The organism is Carboxylicivirga sediminis, assembly GCF_018156225.1.
Classification (GTDB): Bacteria; Bacteroidota; Bacteroidia; order Bacteroidales; family Marinilabiliaceae; genus Carboxylicivirga; species Carboxylicivirga sediminis.
The window spans coordinates 31660-56366 of record NZ_JAGTAR010000020.1; the positions used below are offsets into that span (position 1 = coordinate 31660).

General features: G+C 42.7%; 17 protein-coding genes. 6 read left to right on the forward strand and 11 right to left on the reverse strand.

The annotated features are described in order from the left end of the window. Window positions 1–18: 18 nt before the first annotated feature. From KDU71_RS13345 to KDU71_RS13380, 8 genes are all read right to left on the reverse strand, one after another. Window positions 19–3807, reverse strand: a complete 3789-nt coding sequence (locus KDU71_RS13345) for a sensor histidine kinase (protein WP_212191583.1) — start codon at window positions 3805–3807, stop codon at window positions 19–21. A 108-nt stretch (window positions 3808–3915) separates the two neighbouring features. Further along, a complete protein-coding gene (locus KDU71_RS13350; RefSeq protein WP_212191584.1) occupies window positions 3916–5418 on the reverse strand; it encodes an MBOAT family O-acyltransferase in 1503 nt (500 codons plus the stop codon). After that, window positions 5403–6812, reverse strand: a complete 1410-nt coding sequence (locus KDU71_RS13355; RefSeq protein WP_212191585.1) for a GDSL-type esterase/lipase family protein — start codon at window positions 6810–6812, stop codon at window positions 5403–5405. The genes KDU71_RS13350 and KDU71_RS13355 overlap by 16 nt, the downstream gene beginning before the upstream one ends. A gap of 110 nt (window positions 6813–6922) precedes the next feature. Then, complete coding sequence (locus KDU71_RS13360) at window positions 6923–8464, reverse strand: lytic transglycosylase domain-containing protein (protein WP_212191586.1); 1542 nt, start codon at window positions 8462–8464, stop codon at window positions 6923–6925. Window positions 8465–8471: 7 nt separating this feature from the next. Then, window positions 8472–9128 carry a DUF5683 domain-containing protein gene (locus KDU71_RS13365; protein WP_212191587.1) on the reverse strand — a complete coding sequence of 219 codons (657 nt, stop codon included), beginning with the start codon at window positions 9126–9128 and terminating at the stop codon, window positions 8472–8474. Between the two features lie 28 nt (window positions 9129–9156). After that, window positions 9157–10041 (reverse strand): ParB/RepB/Spo0J family partition protein, encoded by an 885-nt coding sequence (locus KDU71_RS13370; protein ID WP_212191588.1) that lies wholly within the window; start codon window positions 10039–10041, stop codon window positions 9157–9159. 50 nt (window positions 10042–10091) lie between these two features. After that, window positions 10092–10871, reverse strand: a complete 780-nt coding sequence (locus KDU71_RS13375) for a ParA family protein (protein ID WP_212191589.1) — start codon at window positions 10869–10871, stop codon at window positions 10092–10094. A 135-nt stretch (window positions 10872–11006) separates the two neighbouring features. Then, complete coding sequence (locus KDU71_RS13380) at window positions 11007–12005, reverse strand: bifunctional heptose 7-phosphate kinase/heptose 1-phosphate adenyltransferase (RefSeq protein ID WP_212191590.1); 999 nt, start codon at window positions 12003–12005, stop codon at window positions 11007–11009. Between the two features lie 186 nt (window positions 12006–12191). On the opposite strand from KDU71_RS13380, the gene KDU71_RS13385 reads away from it, so the two are divergent. Further along, window positions 12192–12761, forward strand: a complete 570-nt coding sequence (locus tag KDU71_RS13385) for a FecR family protein (protein WP_212191591.1) — start codon at window positions 12192–12194, stop codon at window positions 12759–12761. Window positions 12762–12771: 10 nt separating this feature from the next. On the opposite strand, the gene KDU71_RS13390 is transcribed toward KDU71_RS13385, so the two are convergent. Continuing rightward, window positions 12772–13497 (reverse strand): LytR/AlgR family response regulator transcription factor, encoded by a 726-nt coding sequence (locus KDU71_RS13390; RefSeq protein WP_212191592.1) that lies wholly within the window; start codon window positions 13495–13497, stop codon window positions 12772–12774. Continuing rightward, window positions 13494–14564 carry a sensor histidine kinase gene (locus tag KDU71_RS13395; protein WP_212191593.1) on the reverse strand — a complete coding sequence of 357 codons (1071 nt, stop codon included), beginning with the start codon at window positions 14562–14564 and terminating at the stop codon, window positions 13494–13496. The genes KDU71_RS13390 and KDU71_RS13395 overlap by 4 nt, the downstream gene beginning before the upstream one ends. Before the next feature lie 332 nt (window positions 14565–14896). On the opposite strand from KDU71_RS13395, the gene KDU71_RS13400 reads away from it, so the two are divergent. Next, on the forward strand, window positions 14897–16765 hold the full coding sequence (locus KDU71_RS13400) for a glycoside hydrolase family 13 protein (protein WP_212191594.1): 1869 nt from the start codon (window positions 14897–14899) through the stop codon (window positions 16763–16765). A gap of 731 nt (window positions 16766–17496) precedes the next feature. On the opposite strand, the gene carB is transcribed toward KDU71_RS13400, so the two are convergent. Further along, the gene (gene carB / locus KDU71_RS13405) at window positions 17497–20712 is read right to left on the reverse strand and encodes a carbamoyl-phosphate synthase (glutamine-hydrolyzing) large subunit (RefSeq protein ID WP_212191595.1); all 3216 of its coding nucleotides are present in this window, start codon (window positions 20710–20712) and stop codon (window positions 17497–17499) included. A gap of 482 nt (window positions 20713–21194) precedes the next feature. Here carB and argR point away from each other — a divergent pair, with 482 nt between their 5' ends. The 4 genes from argR to argC all read left to right on the forward strand — a co-directional run bounded on the left by argR (window position 21195) and on the right by argC (window position 24680). After that, window positions 21195–21674 carry an arginine repressor gene (gene argR, locus KDU71_RS13410; protein ID WP_212191596.1) on the forward strand — a complete coding sequence of 160 codons (480 nt, stop codon included), beginning with the start codon at window positions 21195–21197 and terminating at the stop codon, window positions 21672–21674. Window positions 21675–21827: 153 nt separating this feature from the next. After that, a complete protein-coding gene (locus KDU71_RS13415) occupies window positions 21828–22475 on the forward strand; it encodes a GNAT family N-acetyltransferase (protein ID WP_212191597.1) in 648 nt (215 codons plus the stop codon). Window positions 22476–22504: 29 nt separating this feature from the next. Next, window positions 22505–23725 carry an argininosuccinate synthase gene (locus tag KDU71_RS13420; protein WP_244828489.1) on the forward strand — a complete coding sequence of 407 codons (1221 nt, stop codon included), beginning with the start codon at window positions 22505–22507 and terminating at the stop codon, window positions 23723–23725. Next, window positions 23718–24680 (forward strand): N-acetyl-gamma-glutamyl-phosphate reductase, encoded by a 963-nt coding sequence (gene argC / locus KDU71_RS13425; RefSeq protein WP_212191598.1) that lies wholly within the window; start codon window positions 23718–23720, stop codon window positions 24678–24680. Before KDU71_RS13420 ends, argC begins: the two co-directional genes overlap by 8 nt. Window positions 24681–24707: the final 27 nt, after the last annotated feature.

Consider the following 24707-nt stretch of genomic DNA (forward strand, 5'->3'; position numbering starts at 1 on the left):
AAAAATGTTGCCAGATTTTTACTTTGGCAGTATTACATTGAAGGTGGTTCCCTCCCCAACGATGCTATTGCATTCAATGCTACCGCCAATGCTGTCGATGTAACGTTTAACTATGTATAAGCCCAAACCTGATGATGGGGCATTGCTTTTATGGTGCGATGCGAGCTTCTTGTATTTAGTAAACAAATCAGGAATATCCTGCTCTTCAATACCTGGGCCCTGATCGCTTACACCAATAATCACCTGTTCATCATCAGCCTTAACGGACAGCTCAATGCTTGATTCCATTGGCGAGAATTTGATGGCATTAGACAGCAGGTTCGAAATGACTTTTTCCAGGATGGTATAATCATTGTCGATGATTTCTTCGCTGGCTAACCAATTGATGCTGATCTCCTTTTCTTCTAACGATTCGGCATATTGCGCAGCTACTTCACGCATAAGGGCAACTATTGAAAACTTTGATTTATTAATAGCAAACTCACTGTTTTCAAGTCTCTTAATTTCAGTTACCTGGTTCACCATCTCTTTAATTTGCCACAATGCATCAAATACATATTGCAAAGCTTCATCCTTTTCATTCTCGTCAATTTCTGCTTCGTTTTTGATACTGCTAATGAGTGACACTGAAGAGGTTATGGGGCGTTCTATTTCCTTGGTGAATAAGGATATTAAATGATTGTTTTCCTGAATCAGGCGATCCATATCGGCTTGCTGGCTTAGGATTAGCTGGTTTTGTTCAAAGGCACTCTTGTTTACCTGCTCCAGTGACTGGCGCTGTTGTTCCAGCTGGCTGAATGCCTTAGCATTTTCCAGAGCAATACTGGTATACATACTGATGTTGCGCATAAAGCTGAGGTGGTAGGCCCCGTAGGCTTTTTTGTCAGCACTTTGCACAGTTAGCACCCCAAATGGCGCACCGCTCACTTTTAAAGGTATGTATATAATTGATTGGCTATTGATATCGCCCGGCACAGGCCTTATTTCCTGCACATAGTCTTTGTATTCATTTTCAAAGTCGTTGATAAATATTTCCTTATCATTCACCAGACAGTGAATCGACAGTCGTTCTACGTCATCAAGAGGGAACGTGAGAAATGGCATGCGTTCGCCTTTAAGAATCACGTTGTTGAAGTCTAATGAATTGCTTTCCTGATTGAATAAGCCCACGCCAAATAAATAGGTATCCATTACCTCGCTGGCAGCTTTGTAAACCAATGCAAAAATGTTGTCGGTTGACAGGTTGGCAGTAAGTATCTTACCTATTTCTGTCAGTTTCTCCAAATCATTTAAGGCATTAGCAATGGAGTTGGCCTGTTTCTCAATTTTTATATTTTGATTCTTGAGCTGCTCATTTTGCTTCGAGATCTCCTTTTTTTGTTCGTTAATCTCTTTGGTCTTGGCCGAAATTAAAGTCTCCAATTCAAAGCGCAAGGTCTTGGTGCGTTGCTGCCATGAGATAATAAGTGCCCCGATTAATCCCAAAATAAGCATGATAATAAGCGCACGGAAAGAGGCAGTGCGATACCACTCGGGGTGGATACTGAAGTTGTAGATTGCTCCCTCTTCGTTCCAGATATTGCTGTTATTGGCGGCAATTACTCTAAAAGTATATTCGCCTGAAGGCAAAGAGGGATAAGCAACAGTGTTGGTATAACCTTCTATCCATTCTGTTTCAATGGGCTCCAGTCGCCAGCGATATTTTACTTTCTCAGGTACTGAATAGCAAAGGGCATCAAACTCAAAGGAGATGTTATTATCGGAGCTTGATAATGCTAGTCTGTTGGGAATACCAAACCACGGAATGATTGAGTCGTAGGCTGTTTTATAGGTTTCGGCCAGCCAATCAGGCTGTTTATAGGATAGTTCTATATCACGAATGTAGATATTAGGCGCCAGAAAGTTGGTGCGCTTTTCCATGGGATTGTACATGATAGCACCTTTAATGGTACCAAACCAGAGGTGTCCGTCATTATCCAGCAAGTTGGCCGTTCCGTTGTTTTCTATCCCCACAAACCCATCGTATTTGTCATATTGTATAACGCTTAGTACCTCGCCCGATGATGAGATGGATAGTTTATCAATGCCGTTTTGTGCACCTGCAAAAATATTACCTTCCTTATCGGCAATAACCGAATAAATGTTATCACCAGAGAGTCCTTTATCCGTGTCAAACGTCATCCAGTTTTTTCCATCATAGCGGATAAGGCCATTGGTAAAAGTGGCGAACCAGATATTTCCAACCTTATCTTCGGCAGCCTGCAGAATATAGGAAGAGGGTATTTCCTGCCCTTCGGTAAACTGGGTGAATTCACCTTGCTGGTATAGTATAATGCCCCGGCTGGTAGACAGCCACAGTCTTTGCTGACTATCAGATAGCATATGAAAGATGGTATTATCCTGCATATGGGCATTGTAGGTGTTGTAAAAAGAGGCTTTACCCTTATGACTTTTGATTAAGCCATGATTGTAAGTTGAAAAGAAAAAAGTATCATTCTGAACCACAATGTCGCTGAGTGGTAATCGTCTGCTCCAGCCATATTTCTCGTTAACTGAGCGTGTTGATTTACCATCAAACTCCCAAAGTCCGGCAATGGTGGCCATCAGGATATTACCCGAAGGTAGCTCGTAAAACTCTTTGATGGCCACTAAATCAGGCAGGTCCTGCTTTTTGTAGGTAGTTAGTTCTTTGTTTGTTAACGTGGAAAAACCACCTTCTCCATCGGCAAAGTAATAAGTGCCTTTGGAGTCCTGAAAAATAGCTCGAATAATATCATCGGTCAGACCATTACTACGATTAAGCGATACAAACAAGTCGCCACTGTATCTGACAAGTCCTGCTCCTAAGGTGCCCATCCAGATATTTCCTTCAGCATCCTGATGTATGTTGAACACCATATTGATAGGCAATCCGTTTTGCTTATTGAAAATGCGCCAGCCACTTTTCTTACTGAATTGCATCACACCTCCATTATCCATCAAAAACCAGTAGGTGCCTTCCCTGTCCTGAAATCCTTTAAATATTTTGAAGTCTTGTGCTTCCTTGGGAACGGGGATTGTTTTATCTCCCTTGCCGTCAATGTGTATGATTAATTGTTGGGTGTCATCTGGGCCAAATAAATTCAACCAAAGATGTTTGCTTCTATCACGGAATAGTGGATACCTGATTACTTTTTGATCTTTGGCGACCAGTCCATCGTCGAAGTTACGGATAGAATCGTTATCAAAAACCAACAGCTGTCGGCTGGTAGCCATCAGAAGATTGTTATTGTCATCTGCCATGATCTTAAAGATGGTGCCGCTGTCAATAAGTTGGTCTTTATATGTTTCAGAGATATTGGTAACCTGATTATTTCGAATGCTGTATAGGCGGTGTTCACCTGATATCATGTGGACCAGGCACCAGATATTGCCATCCTGTGTTTCACAGAACTGTGCATTGTCGGTAAACAGGGTGGTGTCTGCTTCAATTACCGATTCATAATTGATGCCATTGTATCGTTGAATGCCTTTGGGTGTTGCAACCCACAGGTCGTAGTTACGATCATGCAGAAGTCCAAGAATGATGTTATCGAACAGGCCATCTTTTTTGGTAAACACCTCAAAATTTTTGCCATTAAAGCGGCAAAGTCCTCCACCGTTTGTTCCTACCCACAAGTAGCCAAACTGGTCTTCAGCCATAGATGCAACTTCCGATTGAGGCAATCCTTCTTCCAGGGAATATTGCTTGAAATGGAAATGTTGCGCCACGCTCAACTGAGTAACCAGCCAAAATGCAAGTGAAGCTATTAATAACGCTTGTTTCATGGGTATGCTATTACCTGATAAATATACCGTTTTAGTATTAGCATAACAAATGACTTTTGACAATTGCTTACTAATTGAAGATGAAATCTATTAGTATTTATGCCTATTCTAGAATCTGAAGTAGATAAAGGGCAATAAACTGCTTTGGTGCAGCGAATAAATGGTGTATAAAGCAAGACCTGTGAGAACCGTTTTCAGCCAAAAGGGGTACTGAATAAATCTAATTTTAAGCCTGTTTCGCATTCTGTCGGGTAACCAATGTAAAGTGAAACCAGCCAAGATGAGTAAGTATGTGTAAGGCGTTGAGCTAATTATTTTTATAGCATCCGAGATGCTAAATGCATACCTGATTCTGTCAATTAGTATTTGAGCATTATCCAACGAATCAACACGAAATATGACCCATGTGGCACTTACAAAGTTGAATGTTATAAACCAACTAAGGGCAGTAATCAGTTTTCTTTTCTTAGTAATAATCCTGTTTATTGCCCTGTTAACTATTAGTCCGATACCGTGAAGTGCTCCCCATATAATAAATTTAAGTGCTGCTCCATGCCATAAGCCACCAATTAGCATTGTAACTAATAGATTGATTAGTGTACGTAAAGAGCCCTTGCGATTGCCACCCAAAGGGATGTATAAATAATCGCGCAGCCAGCTCGATAAACTTATGTGCCATCGACGCCAGAAATCACTTAGGGAAGTGGCTTTATAAGGGTGGTTAAAATTCTTAGGTAATCGAAAGCCAAGTAGCAGAGCTATCCCAAGCGCAATATCGGTATAGCCCGAAAAATCACAATATATCTGCAGTGAATAGCCGTAAATTGCCAATAAAGCTTCGAATCCGGAATAGCCCAAAGGATGTTCAAATACCCGGTCAACAAAATTGACCGAAATAAAATCAGAAATGAACATTTTCTTAAATAATCCACCTGTAATCAGTAGGATAGCCCACCAGATCCATTTGTCAGATAGTATTAACTGGCGATAAATTTGCGGGATAAAATGTTTGGCTCTGACTATTGGGCCGGCAATGAGCTGAGGGAAGAAGGATACGTAAAAGCCAAAGTCAATAATGTTTCTCACTGGTTTCAGTTCTTTCCGGTAAATATCAATGGTATAACTGATGGTTTGAAAGGTAAAGAAAGAGATACCGACTGGTAAAATTATCTGCTCAATGCTAAAGGCTGTACCAAAAAGATGATTGGCCATGGCTGCCAGGTAATCATAGACAGGTATTTCTGTATGTGTGAAATGTGCCAATGCATCTGCAAAGAAGTAGGCATATTTAAAGTAGCCAAGGATGGACAGGTTGATTATCAGGCTCACTGCTACTAATAGTCGGCGTGCGGCTGGCTTTGATGCTCGATATAATGCAAGTCCTATTGTGTAATCAACTATTGTTGAAAGTATTAGTAATGCAAAGAAGTAGCCTCCTGTTTTAAAATAGAAAAATAAACTGGCGATAAATAAAAAAGTTATGCGTAAGGCTCTGTGATGGCTTAAAATACAACTAGCCAGCAGTGCAATGCCATAGAACGCCCAAAAAGCTCCATGGGTAAACAAAAATAGGTCGGATTGACCAGTGAATTGTTCTAGTAACGCTCCCATGGCATATCAGGTTGGGTTAATAAAGTAGTATCTGGTGCTTCAAACTTATTAAACTGATGCCACATGGCGCTAATCATGAACTGTGCTGCTTTTTTGCCCCCTAACCGCGAAAAGTGAATGTAATCAGTCAGTGCCAGTGGAGGTTGCTGTTCGGTCCATTTAATAATTGAGCCTTCCCCTCCCATGGCGTTATAAAGGTCGAAAAAGGCAAAGTCGTATTTTAGAGCAATAGCTTTTTGAGCTTCATTAATACGGTACAAATGCTCGTATGATTTGATTTCACCGTTGTGGTTATGTGCGGCATCGGCAATACCTACTACCAATACCGGTACATTAGGTAAATAGCTCTTTATCAAGTCAAATTGTCGGGCAAGTTGCACCTGGTAGAATCGATAGTTGGGAGCCACCGTAGGTATCATATTGGTGCCAAACTGGAAGATGAGCATACCAATATTGAGTTGTTCACCCATGGCTTTAAACAGGTTGGCGTCAGTGCGGTGCAGTAAAGGTGTACTTTGTCCCCTCAGTGCAATATTGTCTACCGATACACCTGCCAGGCTATCAAGTGCACAGGCTAATACATGGACGTCACTGTTGCTCAATAATTGGAATTTTATTGATGGTGAAAGTTGTTCAAATTCCCAGTTTATCTCCGTCAGGTCGGAAGAGGGCGGTAGAGAATCATTAATAATTTCAACATGTTTAATTTGACCTTTTATTGCAATTGTGTCGGTATGGGGTGCAATAAACAAGCGTACTTTCTGGTAATTTGAGGCGTGTTGTTCAGCCCAACGCGAGGCACTGATTTTAAACTCGCCAGCCGAATGTGCATGCAGTGCAGCTGTTTGCCCCATTAGCCCATAGGCTTTGTTGGGTAGTACGTTTCGTCTGTTGTAAATGTGGTAGGCCTGCCAGTTGCCTTTACTATCAATCCAAACCGATGGATTGATATGTGCCGGGTCAAATACAGTCGTCAGCCCAGGACCACTGCCTCCAAATCTACTCTGGAATGCTTCACGCAAGTAGGCAGTTATGCGGTCACCTTCAATCTGTGAATCACCAAAGTGTAGTATGCGTATAGCTGTGCCGTTATCGGTTGCTGTGTGTAAAGCTCCATGAAGCTGTTTTAGCTGTTCAAAAAACCCGGTAGAATAGCTGAGGTGATGTTGAGTGATGATGGTATCCTTTCTTTCTGCTTTTTTAACAGGCTGGATGGTGTCGGGCAGTTCTGGCTGCATGGTCATCAATGAGTCCATGTCTGGGATGATTAGTTCTTCGGCGGTTTTTATTTGCCAGTTGGCCGGCTGAAAGGGAAAGGGTACATAGTGAACCAAAGCCAATACAATCGCACCAATCAGAGTAAAATATATGAGGATGCGAAGTTGTTGGTTCATAGGTTTTTGTTAATTGTCTGAAAATATAAAAATATCTTGTATTATACCGAACAGGGGTGAATATTATCATTGCTGAAATATTCACCCCTGGAGAATTTTGTTATTGCGTTTTATGACTTAGGTCTGATTTTAAGCTTCTGACCAATCCATAATTTTGAAGATTCTGAGAGACCGTTTAACTGCATCAGATCTTTGTTTGATATATTATCGAACTTTTTGGCAATGGTCCATAGGTTATCACCCGATTTTACCGTGTAATACTCATAGTTGGCATCCGTTGGAAGATTCTTTTTAGGAGCCGAACTATTGGTAGTAGCTGTTTTACTGTTCAGCTTCTGCTTTTCGCTATAGCTCATCTCGTTAATACGACTATAGTATTCTGTTTTATTCTTAGGTACATATACGCGCAGCTTTTGCCCTGTTTTAATCAGGTTGCGCCTTATGTTGTTCCAATAACGTAAATCTGAGGTGCGTACATCGTACCAGTCGGCAATTAAGCCAATGGCATCGCCCGACTTAACAGTGTAATAAACTGTTGCTTTATCCTTAGGCGTATCGGGCGTATAGGTCATGTATTGTGGCTGTACGGTTGTTTTACCACCCACAAAATAGGCTTCTCGTTTATAGGCATAAATGGAATCTTCGATGGCTGCAAAGTCTGAAGCATCATTAATAGCCAGGCGTAAAGAGAAGTTATTACCTGCCGGAATCAGGTCTTTGCGATACTGGGGATTAAGACTTCTTAAGTAATCGACTTTTACATTTAATTTTTCAGCAACTTGTTTAAAATGCAGTGGCTGATTGATGGCGATGGTGTCGGTCATGGTCGGCAGAGTATGTGGCTTAGCATATAAGTTATGCTCTTTGGCATACATAAATGTGTAGGTAGCTGCAATAAATGCCGGCACATAGCCCCGTGTTTCGCGAGGTAAATGATAGTATATTTTCCAGAAGTCGCGATGGCCACCAGAACGACGGATAGCTTTGTTGACATTGCCCGGCCCGCAGTTATACGCGGCAATCACCAAAAACCAGTCTTTGTAAATGGCATATAAATCATTGAGAAAATCAATGGCTGCTACTGTTGACTTATAGGGATCGCGACGTTCATCAACGTATGAATTGATCGTTAGTCCGTATTGTTTACCAGTGTAATACATAAACTGCCATAAGCCGGCGGCTCCTGCTCTAGAATAGGCTCGAGGGTTCAGAGCCGACTCAATGATCGGAAGGTATTTCAACTCCAATGGCATCTGCCGTGCATCCAGTTCCTGTTCAAACATGGGGAAGTAATACTCCGATAGGCCCAACATGTTTTGAACTAACTCACGACGGCGTAAAGTATACAATTCGATGTGGCTCTTAACGATTGAATTGTAGGTGTATGGCATAGGCGAGCTGATGGCTGCAATACGTTCGATATACACCGAGTCGGGTAGCTGCCCGATAGGATTAATGTCGATTGAATCCAGTACCAGATTGTCGGTTGCCTTACTGATGTACCATTGGTTAACCAAGCTATCCAGGCATTCCTCCAGAAATGGAGGCGTTTCTTCTAATAAGTTAATTGAATCAATTTTATCTTGTGCGCTTGCCACAAATCCTGCTATCACCATACTGGTCAGCACGACCAATTCTTTCACCTTTTGCATAAGATCTTTAAAATTTAAATTTCACTTGCAGTCCAACGCCGGCAAAGTCTCCGGGTATTGGAGCCATCATAGACGGTTGAACCTGCATGGATAAATCATCGCTAATATCGAAATTATAGAAATGGGCATCTACTGCTGCGTCAACTATTTGCAGGACGTAGATACCAACCATGCCAATATAACTTAAATCACGATAACGACGGTAGTATTGTTTTTTGCTATTGAGCGCTTCCTCAAACCACTGTTCGTATTCTCCATATATCTGATCCTCAGTCATAGATGGAGGCAGGAATTCCAAATAGCTTTTGTTGCCCGGGTCGCGGATGATAAAGTCGCGATAGGCAGCTTTATATTTCTTGTAGTATTTACTGTTGAAATGGATGGCATAACCAACACCACCTATACCTGCATACAAAATTGGTATTTTCCAGTATTTTTTATTGTAAGCCTGCCCTAAACCAGGCAGAATGGCGGCGTAAAAAGAGGCTTTATGTGGCGAATGTTTTTTCTCGATAACAGGTGTTTCAACAACTGTTCCCTGAAGCATGACGGTGTCACCCTGTGAAACATATGCCTCTGTCTTTTGGGCCTGCAGCGTCAGTGTTAAACTGATAAAAACTAACAGACACCACACCCATCTATAATGTTTTGTTGTTGTGGTCACCTTAAATCAATTTCAGGCAAAAATGCAATTATTTTGCTTTGTCCAGAATGCTAATAATTTTTTCCAGTTCATCGTCAGATGTAAACGGGATCACAATTTTTCCTTTACCGTCATCTGCGCGTGAGAATTGGATGTTTGTTCTAAAGAACGTAGACAATTGAGACTTCAATGCCTCGTACTCTTCAGGTAGATTTTTTTTCGCTTTGGAAGGTTTTTTATTTTCGGTGCCATTATTCAGGTCGCGCACCATTTGTTCAACTTTACGCACTGACAGGTCATTCTTGACGGTTTCATCAAAAATCATCAATTGTGCCCTTGGGTCTTCTACACTAATGATAGCGCGTGCATGCCCCATGCCTATTTGTTTTTCAACCAGGCCAAGTTGTACTTCAGCTGGTAATTTCAACAAGCGCAGGTAGTTGGCGATGGTGGAACGCTTTTTACCCACACGTTCCGACATGCTTTCCTGCGTCAGATTGCATTCTTCAATCAGTCGCTGATAACTGATAGCCACTTCTATTGGATCCAGATCTTCACGCTGAATATTTTCTACCAGTGCCATCTCCAGCATGGTATCGTCATCAGCTGTACGAATGTAAGCCGGCACCTTGGTCAAACCGGCCAGCTTAGATGCTCTGAAACGGCGTTCACCGGCTATTAGCTGGTATTTGTCCGGGCCAATCTTACGCAGGGTAAGTGGCTGTACAATGCCAATCTGCTTGATGGATTCTGACAGCTCATTTAAACGCTCTTGATCAAACTTGGTACGTGGCTGCCAGGGATTCACTTCAATCTTATCAATATCTATTTCGTTAATTGATGCAGCAGGTTTAGTCTCTCTTTTGTGAGTGACTTCATCAGCGTTTTCAATTAATGCGCCCAATCCACGTCCTAAAGCGTTCTTTCTTGCCATCTTTTATCTATCGTTATGTTCTGTCAATCTTATATGCGTCCGAAAAGCGTTTACTTCTTTTCAGCCAGGTTGTTTTTCTTCAATAATTCGCGTGCCAGATTCAGGTAATTAACGGCTCCTTTTGATGTAGCATCATACATCACCACTGCTTTACCATAACTAGGTGCTTCACTTAATTTGATATTACGTGATACAAGCGTTTTAAACACCATATCCTGGAAGTGACGTTGTACCTCTTCAACCACCTGGTTTGATAGGTTTAAACGCGAATCAAACATGGTTAAAAGGAAACCTTCAATTTCCAGTTCTGGGTTTAGGCGACTCTGAATGATTTTGATGGTATTCAGTAGTTTGCCCAATCCTTCTAGTGCGAAATACTCGCATTGTACCGGAATTATAACCGAGTCGGCTGCTGTTAGTGCATTCACCGTAATCAAACCTAACGATGGCGAACAATCAATCAGAATGAAATCATACTGATCGCGCACCTGTTCCAGTACCTTGCTCAGTACCCTCTCTCTTTCGGGCAAATTAAGCATTTCAATCTCAGCACCTACTAAATCAATGTGCGAAGGTAATACGTGCAGGTGTTCTATTTCGGTTTGTAGTGTAGCTTCTTTGGGGTTTGTGCCATCAACAATACACTCGTAAATACTGTTTTCAATCTCTCTCAAATCAAAACCAAGACCGGAAGTGGCATTGGCCTGCGGATCGGCATCAACAATCAATACATTGTATTCTAAAACAGCCAGACTTGCAGCCAGGTTAATTGCTGTTGTTGTTTTTCCAACTCCTCCTTTTTGGTTAGCCAGAGCTATGATTTTCGCCATATTAAGGTGTTTTTTAATGTTGAAGTTATGGGCTACAAAATGGTTATTTTATTCTGAAAAGCCAAAGTTAAAATTTTCTCAAATATATAGCCTCGCTACGATGAAAAATACATGATGTTTCAATTTTTTTCATGTTTACTCTGCCAGCTTCTCAAAACATTCTTCCAAAAGTTCCTGTTTGTCAATAGGAACAACGCCTGGGTGTTCGCAAACCAGGCCGCCTGCCATATTTGCAATGCCGGCCACTAATTGTTCTTCCAGACCTGCCGAGACACAAAGGGCACTAACGCTTATCACCGTATCTCCGGCACCTGACACATCGGCTATGTCGCGCACCTCTGCCGGAATAAAATAGTGCTTGTTCTGGTTGACAATCATCACGCCTTTTTCGGCCATGGTCACCATGAAATTCCGAATGTTCTGTTCTTTAATAAACGTGGTGGCCGCCTGCAGCAATCCCTTCTTGTCGTTACTGTTAACATCCACTTTGGCACCTTCTTTAAACTCTTTGAGGTTGGGTTTGAAAAAAGTGACGCCTTTGTACTCATTGAAGTTGCGTTTTTTGGGATCAACAAGCGTTGGTATGCCTTTACTTTGGGCCAGCTTAATAGTGGCTTCAATAGTGGCTGGCGTCAGTACTCCCTTGTCATAATCTTCAAATATGATGGCATCAATTTTATAGGTGTTCAGGAGGTCTTCAATGTGTGCCTGAAGTTTTTTCTCCAGCGATGCTTCCAGTGGGTGGTTTTCTTCCTCATCAATACGAAGCAGGTGTTGATTCTGGCTGATGATACGGGTTTTAACGGTGGTTTTGCGTTTGCCCGATGAGATGATGCCATTTGCCGGCAGCTGGTTGCCTTTTAATAATTGCATAAAAATATCGCCGGCTTCGTCGTTGGCTATCACCGAACACATAATAGGTGTAGCTCCTAGCGACTGAATGTTAAGTGCCACGTTGGCGGCTCCACCCAGTCGGTTTTCGCGTCCAGTAGTGGCAATAATGGGTACGGGAGCTTCAGGTGAAATGCGGTTTACATCGCCCCATAAATAGGAATCAACCATTACATCACCTATAATTAAGATATGCATCTTATCAAATGCATCAAATACCTGAGTCAGCTCCTTTCGTGTCATGCCTATACTATTTTGCTGCAAAGATAACAAAAACGGTATTGTTGCTAAAAAAGCGGCTGGTTGATGTTAAATTAAAACCAATCGGCCTGCACATAAGTGGTATATTCTCATCTTTCTATAACAAAACCAGGCCATATGCGTACACTGTCTGATTGTGATTTATACCCAAACTAAAATTCACTACACATGTTAAAAAATCGAATTGTAATTAGCTGCATAAGTAGCTGTATGTTACTGGTGTGCATAGCTTGTGCACATCAATCAGTTAGTACAGATAATGAACCTAAGTTTTATGTGTTGCCCGATGGCAGTAAGGTTGTACTTAATCAAAATTCAACAATGACGTACGTTATTGATGAGGATAAGCGTGAAGTGCATCTTGATGGAGGAGCCTTTTTTAAAGTGGTTAAATCCACTATTCCATTTAAGGTTCATACACCGCAAGGCGATATCACTGTTCTGGGAACCGAATTTGCTGTTGAGTCCTCTGATGAAGGTTTGGAAGTGGAAGTAGACGACGGCGAAGTAGCTGTTGAAACCACTGCTGGGGATCAAACAGTCCGCACTCAGGAGCGTGTTTTTTACAATGATGCCAAACAGTTATTTGAACATGGTAAGGCTGAGTTTAAACATCACATCTGGACAGACGAGTTTAAGAAGGATATGCGCGGTTTAGGTAAAGAGATTGAAAAAGGGGGAAAGCAGCTGGGGAAGAAAATTAAACAAGTTGGTAACGATTTGAAAATTAAGATTTAGTGCTTTGTTTTTAGTCGATGCTTCGGTCTGCCATTAACTGCCGGAAAGCCTCTTTATAATGGCGACCAATAGGAATCGTCTGTCTGGCCAATTTCACACTGCCGCCAATATAGCTGTCTATTTTATCAAGCGATACTATAAATGAGCGATGGATGCGCATAAAGTGAGAGGCTGGCAGCTTTTCTTCAATGTTGCTGATAGTGTTCAGTGTTCTGACTTCACGCCCATCTATTAAAAATATGGATACATAGTTGCGCACGCTCTCGATGTAGTTGATTTCGTGTAACATCACTTTTATCATCATCTTATCCGACTTGATAAAGATAAATGAGTGTCGGAAATCAGTGCTGTCGGCTTGACTGGGTAATTCTTGTTGCTGATGAAGCTTAAAATATCGGTTAACGGCTTTTATAAAACGCTCAAAGGAGATGGGCTTCACCAGGTAATCCAGTGCCTCCAGCTCAAAGCCCTCCAGCGCATATTGGGTGTAGGCTGTTGTGAAAATGATCTCCGGTCTGGTGCTCATGCTTTTGGTGAGTTCCAGACCAGTTAATCCGGGCATCTGAATATCCAGAAACAGCAGGTCGATAGGGTGCTCGTTTATAAACTGCAAGGCTTCGATGGCATTACTGCATGTGCCGGCAATCTCCAGCTTATCAATACGACTGATGTATTCGGCAATAATATCAACTGCCAGTTCTTCGTCGTCCACAATCAAACACCGTACTTTATTCATAGTTGCTTGCTGAGTTTAAGTTTGAGTACTACAAGATAGGCATCTTCCGATGCATTGATTTTCAGTTCGTGCCTATCGTCATACAATAAATTCAGGCGGCGTTGAACATTGTTAAGCCCAATGCCACTGGCTGCCGGTGAATCTGTCTTAACCTCGGGGATGCTGTTCTCCACTTTTAAGGTCATCATACCATTGGAGCAGCCCATTTCAACAGTTATCCAGGCTTGTCCGTTGAAACCACGCGTACTGTGCTTAAAACTGTTTTCCAGAAAGGGGATAATCAACATAGGGGCAATGGTGTATCCGCTGACCTCGCCCCAGATATTCAAACTGATATCTACCCGGTTGCCATAGCGTATTTTTTCCAGCTCAATGTAGCTTTTTACGCAGTCAATTTCTTTTTGAAGCTCCACCTGTGGAACATTAGTTTCATACAGCATGTAGCGCAATAGTTCCGATAATTTTAACAGAACCTCCAGCGATTTATCAGACTTCTTGAGGATAAGTGAATACAAGCTGTTAAGCGTATTAAACAGAAAGTGAGGTTGTACCTGGTTTTTCAGAAATACCAATTCGGCCTCCAGCTTATCTTTGGCCAGATTCTGCTCCCTCTGTTGCACTTTTGAGAGGTATTCCATTATTTTCACCGTCATGGGAATGGCCAGCACAGAGCTGATGTTGATGGCTCCACGCACCAGTTGTACAATATTTAGCGTAGGCTCTTTGGTCCATTCGGGAAAGAAAGTGTCAACAATTATCAGGTTGTCGTTGACGCGCTGAAGGATGGATGCCAACAGCAGAGTCAATAGAAATAGTGTGATGAAAGACCATACTTTTCCTTTAAACAGAAAGCGCGGGAAGAGGTAGTAAATAACCGTATAAACCAAAGCCATTTTAATGGGCAGGTTTATGAGTTCAACACTCAGTGTTTTAAGGTAGTTGTTGTCGTGCGTTCCCCAGGCAAAGGCAAAGAACAGCGCAAACACCACCCAGTAGCCGATGTGCTGAAACCACCGGTTGTTGATTATCCTGGCTATTAGTGTTGAACTATTGGCGAGTATCTGCATTGTGTTATAATAATTGACGGCAAATTACATATTTATTAGATGTTGCTCTTCTAATTATGGACAAAAAGCATGTTTAGAAGGACAGAAGTCGAGTTTGGTATTTATCTGGTAGTACAATTCTAACATGCGATGAAATCCTGAACCCAAAACCCTCAAGCCATCTGTCATCGGTCATCCACCAGATTCTAACTTTCTCATCGTCTTTTGTCCCTAAGCTGATGTCGTTTGTCCTTAAAAGTTGATTGTTTTATTGGTATTCTATTCATTTGACATTGCGTTATTTCATGAAGAAATTTGCATCTTAATACAAGCTTGTTAAAACAACATTAAACATGAAGAAACATCTTATTTTGTCATTTGCAATGCTGCTTTTCATTGGCATCGCCAGTTCAGCAGCCTATAAAATTGAACGCCTCGAACCTGCCTTCTGGTGGGCCGGTATGGAAGATGAAAACCTACAGCTATTGGTGTATGGCGAAAATATTTCGGAGCTACGTCCAAGTATTGATTATGAAGGCGTGAGTTTAGAGCGCACTGTACAGGTGAAATCGCCCAACTATCTGTTTCTCTACCTGAAAATTGATAAAAGTGTTCAGCCGGGCGCCTTTGATATTGCCTTCAAAAAGAAGAACAAGACACAGCTAAGCTATCGCTATGAACTGAAGCAGCGCCGCGATGGTTCGGCCATGCGACAGGGCTACACAACCTCGGATGTGATGTATCTGATTACGCCCGACCGCTTTGTGAATGGCGATCCATCCAATGATGAAGTGGCGGGCATGAAAGAAGGTCTGGACCGTTCGGATGATTTTGGTCGTCATGGTGGCGATTTGGCCGGGATTATCAATCATCTCGACTATATCGAAGACATGGGCTATACTGCTTTGTGGCTGAACCCGGTGATGGAGAACGATATGCCAGAAGGTTCGTACCACGGCTATGCCATTACCGATTTTTACGAGACCGACGCACGACATGGTAGTAATGAAGATTATCTGAAATTATCAGAAGAGCTGAAGAAACGCGACATGAAACTGGTGATTGACATGATTATGAATCACTGTGGTTCGGAGCACTGGTGGATGAAGGACCTGCCTACGGACGATTGGTTGAATTTCCAGGATGGCTGGCAGGTAACTACTCACCTGCGCGAAACCAATATGGACCCTTATGCATCAGACTATGATAAGCGTAATCATGCTGATGGCTGGTTTGTGGAGGCGATGCCCGACCTGAATCAGCGTAATCCTCTGATGGCGGACTACTTAATCTATAACACCATCTGGTGGATTGAGCATGCCGATTTGGACGGCATTCGTATGGATACTTATCCATACCCTGATAAAGATTTTATGAGCGAATGGACCCGACGTGTGATGGCTGAATATCCATACTTTAACATTGTGGGCGAGGAGTGGAGTTCTAATCCGGCCATTGTTTCGTATTGGCAGAAGGGCAAGCACAATCCCGATGGTTATGTGTCGTATATGCCTGGTGTGTTTGATTTTCCGTTACAAGAAGCTTTGGTGAAGGCCTTAAACGAAGATGACAGCCAGTGGGGACAGGGACTGCCGAAGCTATATGGTATGCTGGCCAATGACCATCTGTATGCCGACCCGTCGCAGTTGGTGATATTCCCCGATAACCATGATATGAGCCGCTTCTATACACAAATCAATGAGGACTTCGACCTATTTAAAATGGGTATGGCCTATATTGCGGTTACACGTGGTATCCCGCAAATATATTATGGTACTGAGATTCTCATGACCAATCCTAACTCCGATTCACATGGTGAAATTCGCGCTGAGTATCCGGGCGGATGGGCTGACCACACGGCCAATGCTTTTATAGGTGAAGGGCTGACGGCCGACCAGAAAGAAGCACAAGCATTCACTAAAACACTACTGAACTGGAGGAAAGGTTCTTCAGCTGTTCATAATGGTTGCCTTAAGCATTTTGCTCCAACGCATGCTAACGGGCTTTATACTTTGTTCCGCTACGATGATGAATCGGTGGTAATGTTGGTGATGAATAAGAACCCTGAGGCCAAAGAAGTGAACATTGTACCTTTTAAAGATGAGGTGATTGGTACGGCAACACAAGGAACGGATGTAATCAGTGGCAACAAGGTGTCGCTGGCTGGTGAAACGGTTAATGTAGGTCCCCGTTCATTTTTATTGGTCGAGATTAAGAAGTAAAGATATTTGACTGTCGAAATGCTGAAAACGCATTTAATATTAAGCCCCGACTGCCGTAGCTAACTGATGGTGGTCGGGGCTTATTTTGTATAAATGGTACTGGCAAATTAGATTTATGACCTCTATTTTTCCCTCCAATACATACGATTAGATGGTGAACTAGATGCGTTTTGGTGTTCGTGATGTCACAATTTCTGTCTCAGACATCAAATATCTGCTTTCGGTGCTAAAAAAATCTATCATGCGATATGCATTTTGATGTCAGCAATATCTGTTTCGAGACATTTGAGTATTCAATATTGATGTCGGTAATATCTTATAGGATGTTCTAGACATTAAATTGTATGTTGATATTATAATCAGTGAGCTCGTTGAGCATAACGGGCTCTAAGAATGAGGTACACTCCAGGTTTCAAGCAATAATATGGATGTTTTTGGAGGTGATGTGGAGGTAACTTTCATCATAATGCAGCTATCGAAGTTAAAGACAGACGTTGAGAATGACGTTTAGCATCTCCCCTTCAGTCTTTCAGACAGCTTCCCCAGGGAAGCATTGATTAACGTTATATAAAGAAACTCTGCGCGTCCGTGCCTCTGTGTTAAAATTTGAAAAGCCCCACATCCAACGATGCAGGGCTCTAATATCTAATAGTCTTTATGTCTATTATCTAACAGTCTATTAAGCAAGCCGCTAATCAATACTGACTACTGCCTGTTAACTACTGCCTATTTTATTTATACTCTCCCCAATGCTTAATGCTTATATCATCCATATCCAGCTTACAGAATGAATAAATAAAGGCACTTGCCAGGCGGGCATTGGTAATTAACGGAATGTTAAAGTCAATGGCATCGCGTCGAATCGAGTAGCCATTCTTTAACTCATCCTTGCTCAGGTTCTTCGGAATGTTAATCACAAAATCAATCTTCTTCTCACGGATGTAATCCACCGTGTTTGGCTGTTTATTCTCACTTGGCCAGTGAAGTAAGGTTGTTTCCACGCCATTCTCAGCGAAGAACTTATGCGTTCCACCGGTAGCAAACAGGTTGTAGCCACGCTCTTTTAGCATACGGGCACTTTGCAGCAATTCCAGTTTTGAGCGGGCAGGCCCTGATGATATTAGTATGTTCTTTTCAGGGATACGGTAACCTACTGCCAGCATCGACTGAAGCACAGCATCGTAATAGCTCTCGCCAATACAGCCCACCTCACCGGTTGATGACATATCCACTCCCAATACCGGGTCGGCCTTGGCCAAGCGGGCAAACGAGAACTGAGGCGCTTTAATACCTACATAATCCAGTTCAAACGAACTCTTTGTGAGCTTCTCAACCGGCAGGCCAAGCATGGCACGTGTAGCCAGGTCAATCAGGTTCACCTTCAATACTTTCGAAACGAATGGGAAACTACGTGATGCACGCAGGTTACACTCAATTACTTTAATATCGTTATCCTTAGCCAGTAGCTGCATGTTGAAAGGTCCGGTAATGTTTAGACCTTTGGCAATCTGGCGGGCTATCTTTTTCACACGGCGGATGGTCTCCACATACAGTTTCTGTGGCGGGAACACGATGGTAGCATCACCTGAGTGCACGCCGGCAAACTCAATGTGCTCACTGATGGCGTATCCAACCACTTCGCCGTTGTTAGCTACAGCATCTACTTCAATCTCCTTGGCTTGCTCGATGAATTCCGAAACTACTACCGGGAACTCTTTCGAAACGTTGGCGGCCAGTGTTAAGAAATGCTCCAGCTCGTCTTTGTTCGATACCACATTCATGGCGGCACCTGAAAGTACGTATGAAGGACGCACCAATACGGGGAAGCCTACTTCATCCACAAATGTGAAGATGTCTTCGATGGATGTCAGCTCGCTCCAGCGTGGCTGGTCAACACCAAGCTCGTCCAACAGGCTTGAGAACTTCTGACGGTTTTCGGCACGGTCAATATCTTCTGGCGAAGTGCCAAGTATTGGTACCTCCTGACGGTGCAGTTTCATGGCGAGGTTGTTAGGTATCTGACCACCCATCGATACAATTACTCCCTTAGGTGTTTCCAGGTCGATGATATCCAGCACGCGCTCCTGAGTTAGCTCATCAAAGTACAGACGATCGCACATATCATAGTCGGTACTCACCGTTTCAGGGTTATAGTTGATCATCACCGAGCGATGATTCTCTTGCTTGTTAATGGTATTCAGTGCATTTACACTACACCAGTCGAATTCTACCGATGAACCAATGCGATAGGCACCTGAACCAAGCACAATTACTGATTGACCATCTTTTTCGTAGTCGATATCGTGTGTTGTACCACTATAAGTCAGGTATAGATAGTTAATTTTCGCCGGGAACTCACCAGCCATGGTATCAATCTGTTTTACTACAGGTAATATGCCATTGGCTTTACGGAAGTCGCGAACTTTTAGCAGACCCTCTTCCATGTTTTCTGACTTAAGCACTAAGCGCGCCACCTGGAAGTCGGAGAAGCCCATTTTCTTGGCGTCCAGCAGAGCGTCTTCAGGTAATTTGTCTAAAGCATCGTGCTTTTCAAGTACATTGGCATGGTCTGATATGTTCTTCAGTTTTTCAAGGAACCATTTATCAATGCGTGTCAGCTCGTGTATCTCATCTACTGTTGCGCCATTCTGTAAGGCTTCGGCAATGGCAAATACACGCTGGTCAGTTGGTTCTTCCAATTCCTTCTTGATATCCTTCGAAAATGGCTGGTTGCCCACAAAGCCGTGCATACCTTGGCCAACCATTCGCAAACCTTTCTGGATAGCTTCTTCAAAGTTGCGACCAATGGCCATAATTTCACCCACCGACTTCATGCTTGAGCCAATCTCTTTTGATACGCCGGTAAACTTACCTAAGTCCCAACGAGGAATCTTACATACGATATAGTCCAGTGCAGGTTCAAAGAAGGCAGTTGTGGTTTTGGTGACTGAATTCTTCAGTTCGTGCAGGCTATAGCCTAATCCTAGCTTGGCAGCAATAAAGGCCAGCGGATAACCGGTGGCTTTTGAGGCCAGGGCCGATGAGCGTGACAGACGCGCATTTACCTCAATCACTCGATAATCTTCCGAATAAGGGTCCAGGGCATACTGTACGTTACACTCACCCACAATACCTATGTGGCGAATGATCTTGATGGCCAGCTCACGCAGCTTGTGGTATTCGGCATTAGAAAGAGTTTGAGAAGGCGCTACTACAATAGACTCACCAGTGTGGATACCCAGCGGGTCAAAGTTTTCCATGTTACAAACGGTGATACAGTTGTTGTATGCATCACGCACTACTTCATACTCTACCTCTTTCCATCCTTTCAGCGATTCTTCAACCAATATCTGGTTCGAATAGGAGAAGGCATTTTCAGCTCGCTCAATTAACTCTTCAGTTGAGTGACAGAAGCCCGAGCCCATTCCTCCAAGGGTATAGGCTGCACGTACAATAATTGGGAACCCAATCTTTTTAGATGCTTCAACCGCTTCCTCTACTGAGGTTACTGCAATACTAACCGGTGTCTTAACGTTAATTTGCTTAAGCTGGTTGGCAAAAATCTCGCGGTCCTCGGTGTTGATGATGGCCTGAACAGGTGTACCAAGTACTTCAACATTGTACTTAGCAAGTGTGCCGGCCTCGTAAAGTGCCGTACCACAGTTTAGTGCTGTCTGTCCTCCAAACGCCAAAAGAATACCTTCGGGACTTTCTTTCTTAATAACCTGCTCAACAAAGTATGGTGTTACAGGCAGATAATAAATTTTATCTGCGATGCCTTCAGAAGTTTGGACAGTGGCAATGTTAGGGTTAATTAAAACCGTTTCGATGCCTTCCTCCTTGAGTGCTTTGAGTGCCTGTGAACCTGAGTAATCAAATTCGCCGGCTTCTCCAATCTTGAGCGCACCAGAGCCCAGAACTACTACCTTTTTGACGTTCTTCTTCATCTTATTTCTATTATTATTGTTTTCTATTTTCCGATACAATAAAACCTGCCTTTATAAATAGCAAGTTCAAAACATCATCGACAATAAGCAAATGCAAAGACGCTATTTTACGACTGAATTTTAACATCTTTTGTCTATAATTATACAGTTTCTGAGGTTTAAATAAGCACTTGTGCTGTTTGCTGTGTTGCTGTTTTTCATTTTTATACATGCCGATTGCCTGGTTTTGATTAAAACCAATAGCGATTGAAAAAATGAAAAAGGAATGAGAAACAGAAGTGCTAACCCTTGATGAGCGTGGTCTGATAAGCGTATGTTTACACTAAATAATGTCACTCGCAACTGTTGTTTTATGCGTTTTTGAAATTATTGTCGTGCAAAAATACATATTTTTTGCAAAAAACAGCTTTGAAATTTATAATTATTGAATAAATTTGCATCGTCGATGTATAAATATACAATCAACAAAGAAGAAGAACCAAATGAAAATTAAAGCACAACGATTAATGGCTATCAAGCAAATTATCAGTTCGCGAAAAGTGAGTTCGCAGGAAGAGCTGGTGGTATTGCTCGAAGCAGAAGGATATAAAATAACACAGGCTACTTTGTCGCGCGACTTAAAGTACCTGAAAGTGGCCAAGGTGCCTGATGCCGAAACCGGCTATAAATACGTGGTGCCAGAGTCGGCACAAAAGCAGGAAGAGCAGGTTAAGCAGGAAGAGTTTCCGGTAAGTGGTGTAGAGTCAATTGAGTTTTCAGGGCATTTGGCCATCATGAAAACACGACCAGGCTTTGCCAATGGCATTGCTTCAGTAATTGACAGTCACGGCCCTTACGAAATATTGGGAACCATTGCGGGCGACGACAGTATTTTACTGATTAGCCGCGAAGGGGTATCCAAATCGGATGTCATCAATGCTTTATCCTTGTTTATGCCGGGCCTGAAAGAAAAGACATTATAAAATAGCTTATTAGTTTTTAGGCTGAAGACTGTAGTTAAGACTTACCTAAAGCTGTAATAAAACTGATGGGTTATATGAGAGATAAGGTTAAGGCGTTGGTTGAGAAATGTAATTCACTTTTAACTGCTGCCACCTGACTAATTAACTATTGATATGAGTAAGTTTAACATATTTGTCGCAACAGAAGAGCATCTGGAGTATGTAGATGTGGTGCTGAATGCCATAGCTGAAGCAGCTAAAGTGCGTGGGACAGGAATTGCCAAGCGTAGCCCTGAGTATATCCAAAAGAAGATGGAGGAGCGAAAGGCTATTTTGGCTTTGCATAAGGGGGAGTTTGCCGGTTTCTGTTATATCGAAACCTGGGGGCATGACAAATTTGTAGCTAACTCAGGGTTAATTGTGGTAGATAAATTCAGGGCTAACGGGCTGGCGAAGGCCATTAAATCCAAGGCTTTTGAGCTATCACGAGAGCGCTATCCTCAAGCCAAAATATTTGGCTTAACCACCGGATTGGCTGTGATGAAAATTAATTCTGACCTAGGTTATCGGCCCGTTACATTTTCGGAGTTGACTGATGATGAGCAGTTCTGGAAAGGCTGTCAGAGTTGTGTTAACTATGATATACTGGTGCGGACAGAACGGAAGCACTGTTTGTGTACAGGTATGCTCTTTGATCCGATGAAGGGAGCACAAACCAATAGTAAAAAGCCATTAAACATGCTTTCGCGTTTGCGCGATGCCGTTCGCAAAAGCGATGGAAAGATTGGCAAGACTTTAAAAAGCTTAACAGCATTATTCTGATAGGGTAACAGACATTTGATAATTATATAATGATGAAGGAAAAGGTAGTATTAGCGTACAGTGGAGGTTTAGATACTTCGTTTTGTGTAAAGTATCTGGCTGAAGAGAAAAATCTGGAGATTTACTCGGCCATTGCCAACACGGGTGGATTTAGCGAAAGTGAGCTGAACGACATCGAGACAAAAGCATATGAACTGGGCGTAGCAAAGCATGCAACGCTTGATGTAACTAAACGCTACTACCGACGCTGCATCCGTTATATGATTTATGGGAATGTGCTGAAAAATAATACTTACCCCTTGTCGGTGAGTTCAGAGCGTATTTTTCAGGCGTTGGCTATTGTAGATTATGCTCGTTCGATTGGAGCTAAATACATTGCACACGGTAGTACGGGTGCAGGAAACGATCAGATAAGGTTTGATTTAACGTTCCAGGTCTTAGCTCCGGATATTAAGGTCATTGCACCAATTCGTGATTTAAAACTATCGCGCGAAGAAGAGATTAATTATTTGAAGGAACGTGGTGTTGTGCGCGACTGGACCAAGATGGAATATTCCATAAATAAAGGATTGTGGGGAACAAGTGTGGGCGGTAAAGAAACCTTAACTTCCAATCAGACCTTGCCAGAAGAAGCTTATCCAAGTCAACTTGAGAAAGAAGGTGAAGAAACCATGGAATTGGGCTTTGTGAAAGGGGAATTGGCCACAGTGAATAACGAGGTGTACGATGACCCGATTGAAGCCATTAAGAAAATAGAAAGCCTGGGTGCTGCCTACGCCATTGGCCGTGATATGCATGTGGGCGATACTATTATTGGTATCAAAGGACGTGTAGGCTTTGAAGCGGCTGCTCCACTGTTGATTATCAATGCCCACCGTGTACTTGAGAAGCATGTTCTTACCAAATGGCAGATGCATTGGAAAGAGCAGTTAGCTAACTGGTACGGTATGTTCCTGCACGAATCGCAATACCTGGAGCCAGTGATGAGAGATATTGAGAAGTTCCTGGAGAGTTCGCAGAACAATGTAACCGGTAAGGTAATTATCAAACTCAAGCCTTATCGCTTCGAGGTTGTGGGAATCGAGTCGGATCACGACTTAATGAGTAATGTGTTTGGTGAGTATGGTGAGATGAATAAAGCCTGGACTGCCCAGGATGTGGAAGGTTTCACCACCATTATGGCAACACCAATGAAAATATTTAATGCGGTTAATAAGGGCCAGTTAGAACTAAACGACAGCGATGATTAAGGTAGGCATCATAGGTGGAGCTGGTTATACGGCGGGTGAGTTGATTCGGATATTACTGAATCACCCCAAAGCCGAAATTACTTATGCTCAAAGTACAAGTCAGGCTGGTTTGCCGGTTAGTAGCATTCATACTGATTTGGTTGGCGAAACGGAGTTGTCATTTGTAGCTGAAGCTGATTATGAGGTTGATGTCTTGTTTTTATGCATGGGACATGGGCGTTCGCGCAGTTTTGTGGAAGCTATACCGGCTGATTTTAAAGGAAAAATTATTGATTTGAGCAATGATTACCGCCTGAAGGAAACAGCTGATGGATTTGTGTATGGCCTGCCAGAGCTGAATAAGAAGCGTATTCAAAAGGCTGATAAAATTGCCAACCCTGGTTGTTTTGCAACAGCCATTCAGGTTGCTCTTTTGCCTTTGGCTGAAGCCGGCAAGCTGAAAGAAGTGCATGTGCATGCTATCACCGGTTCAACTGGAGCCGGTCAGGCGTGTTCTGGCACTACACATTTTAGCTGGCGTAATAACAATGCCTCGGTATATAAATCATTTTCTCATCAGCACCTGGGTGAGATTGGTGAGTCCTTGGTGCAATTGCAGCCGGCATTCGCTGATGCAGTGAACTTTGTGCCCATGCGTGGGAATTATCCACGCGGTATTCTGGCATCGGTGTATCTGGAGACCGAGCTTGAAGAGAATGCGGCACAAGAGCTGTATGAACATTACTATGCAGCGCATCCATTTACGCATGTTGTGCGCAATAGTCCGGATGTAAAGCAAGTGGTAAATACCAACAGGGCATTGGTAAGTGTGAAAAAACACGGAACGAAACTACATATTATCAGCGTGATTGATAACCTGCTGAAGGGGGCATCAGGTCAGGCTGTGCAAAATATGAATCTTTTATTTGGTTTGGATGAAGCAGAAGGTCTTCGTTTAAAACCTGTAGCGTTTTAAGTGGGTTAAAGAACTTACTTGTTGCAG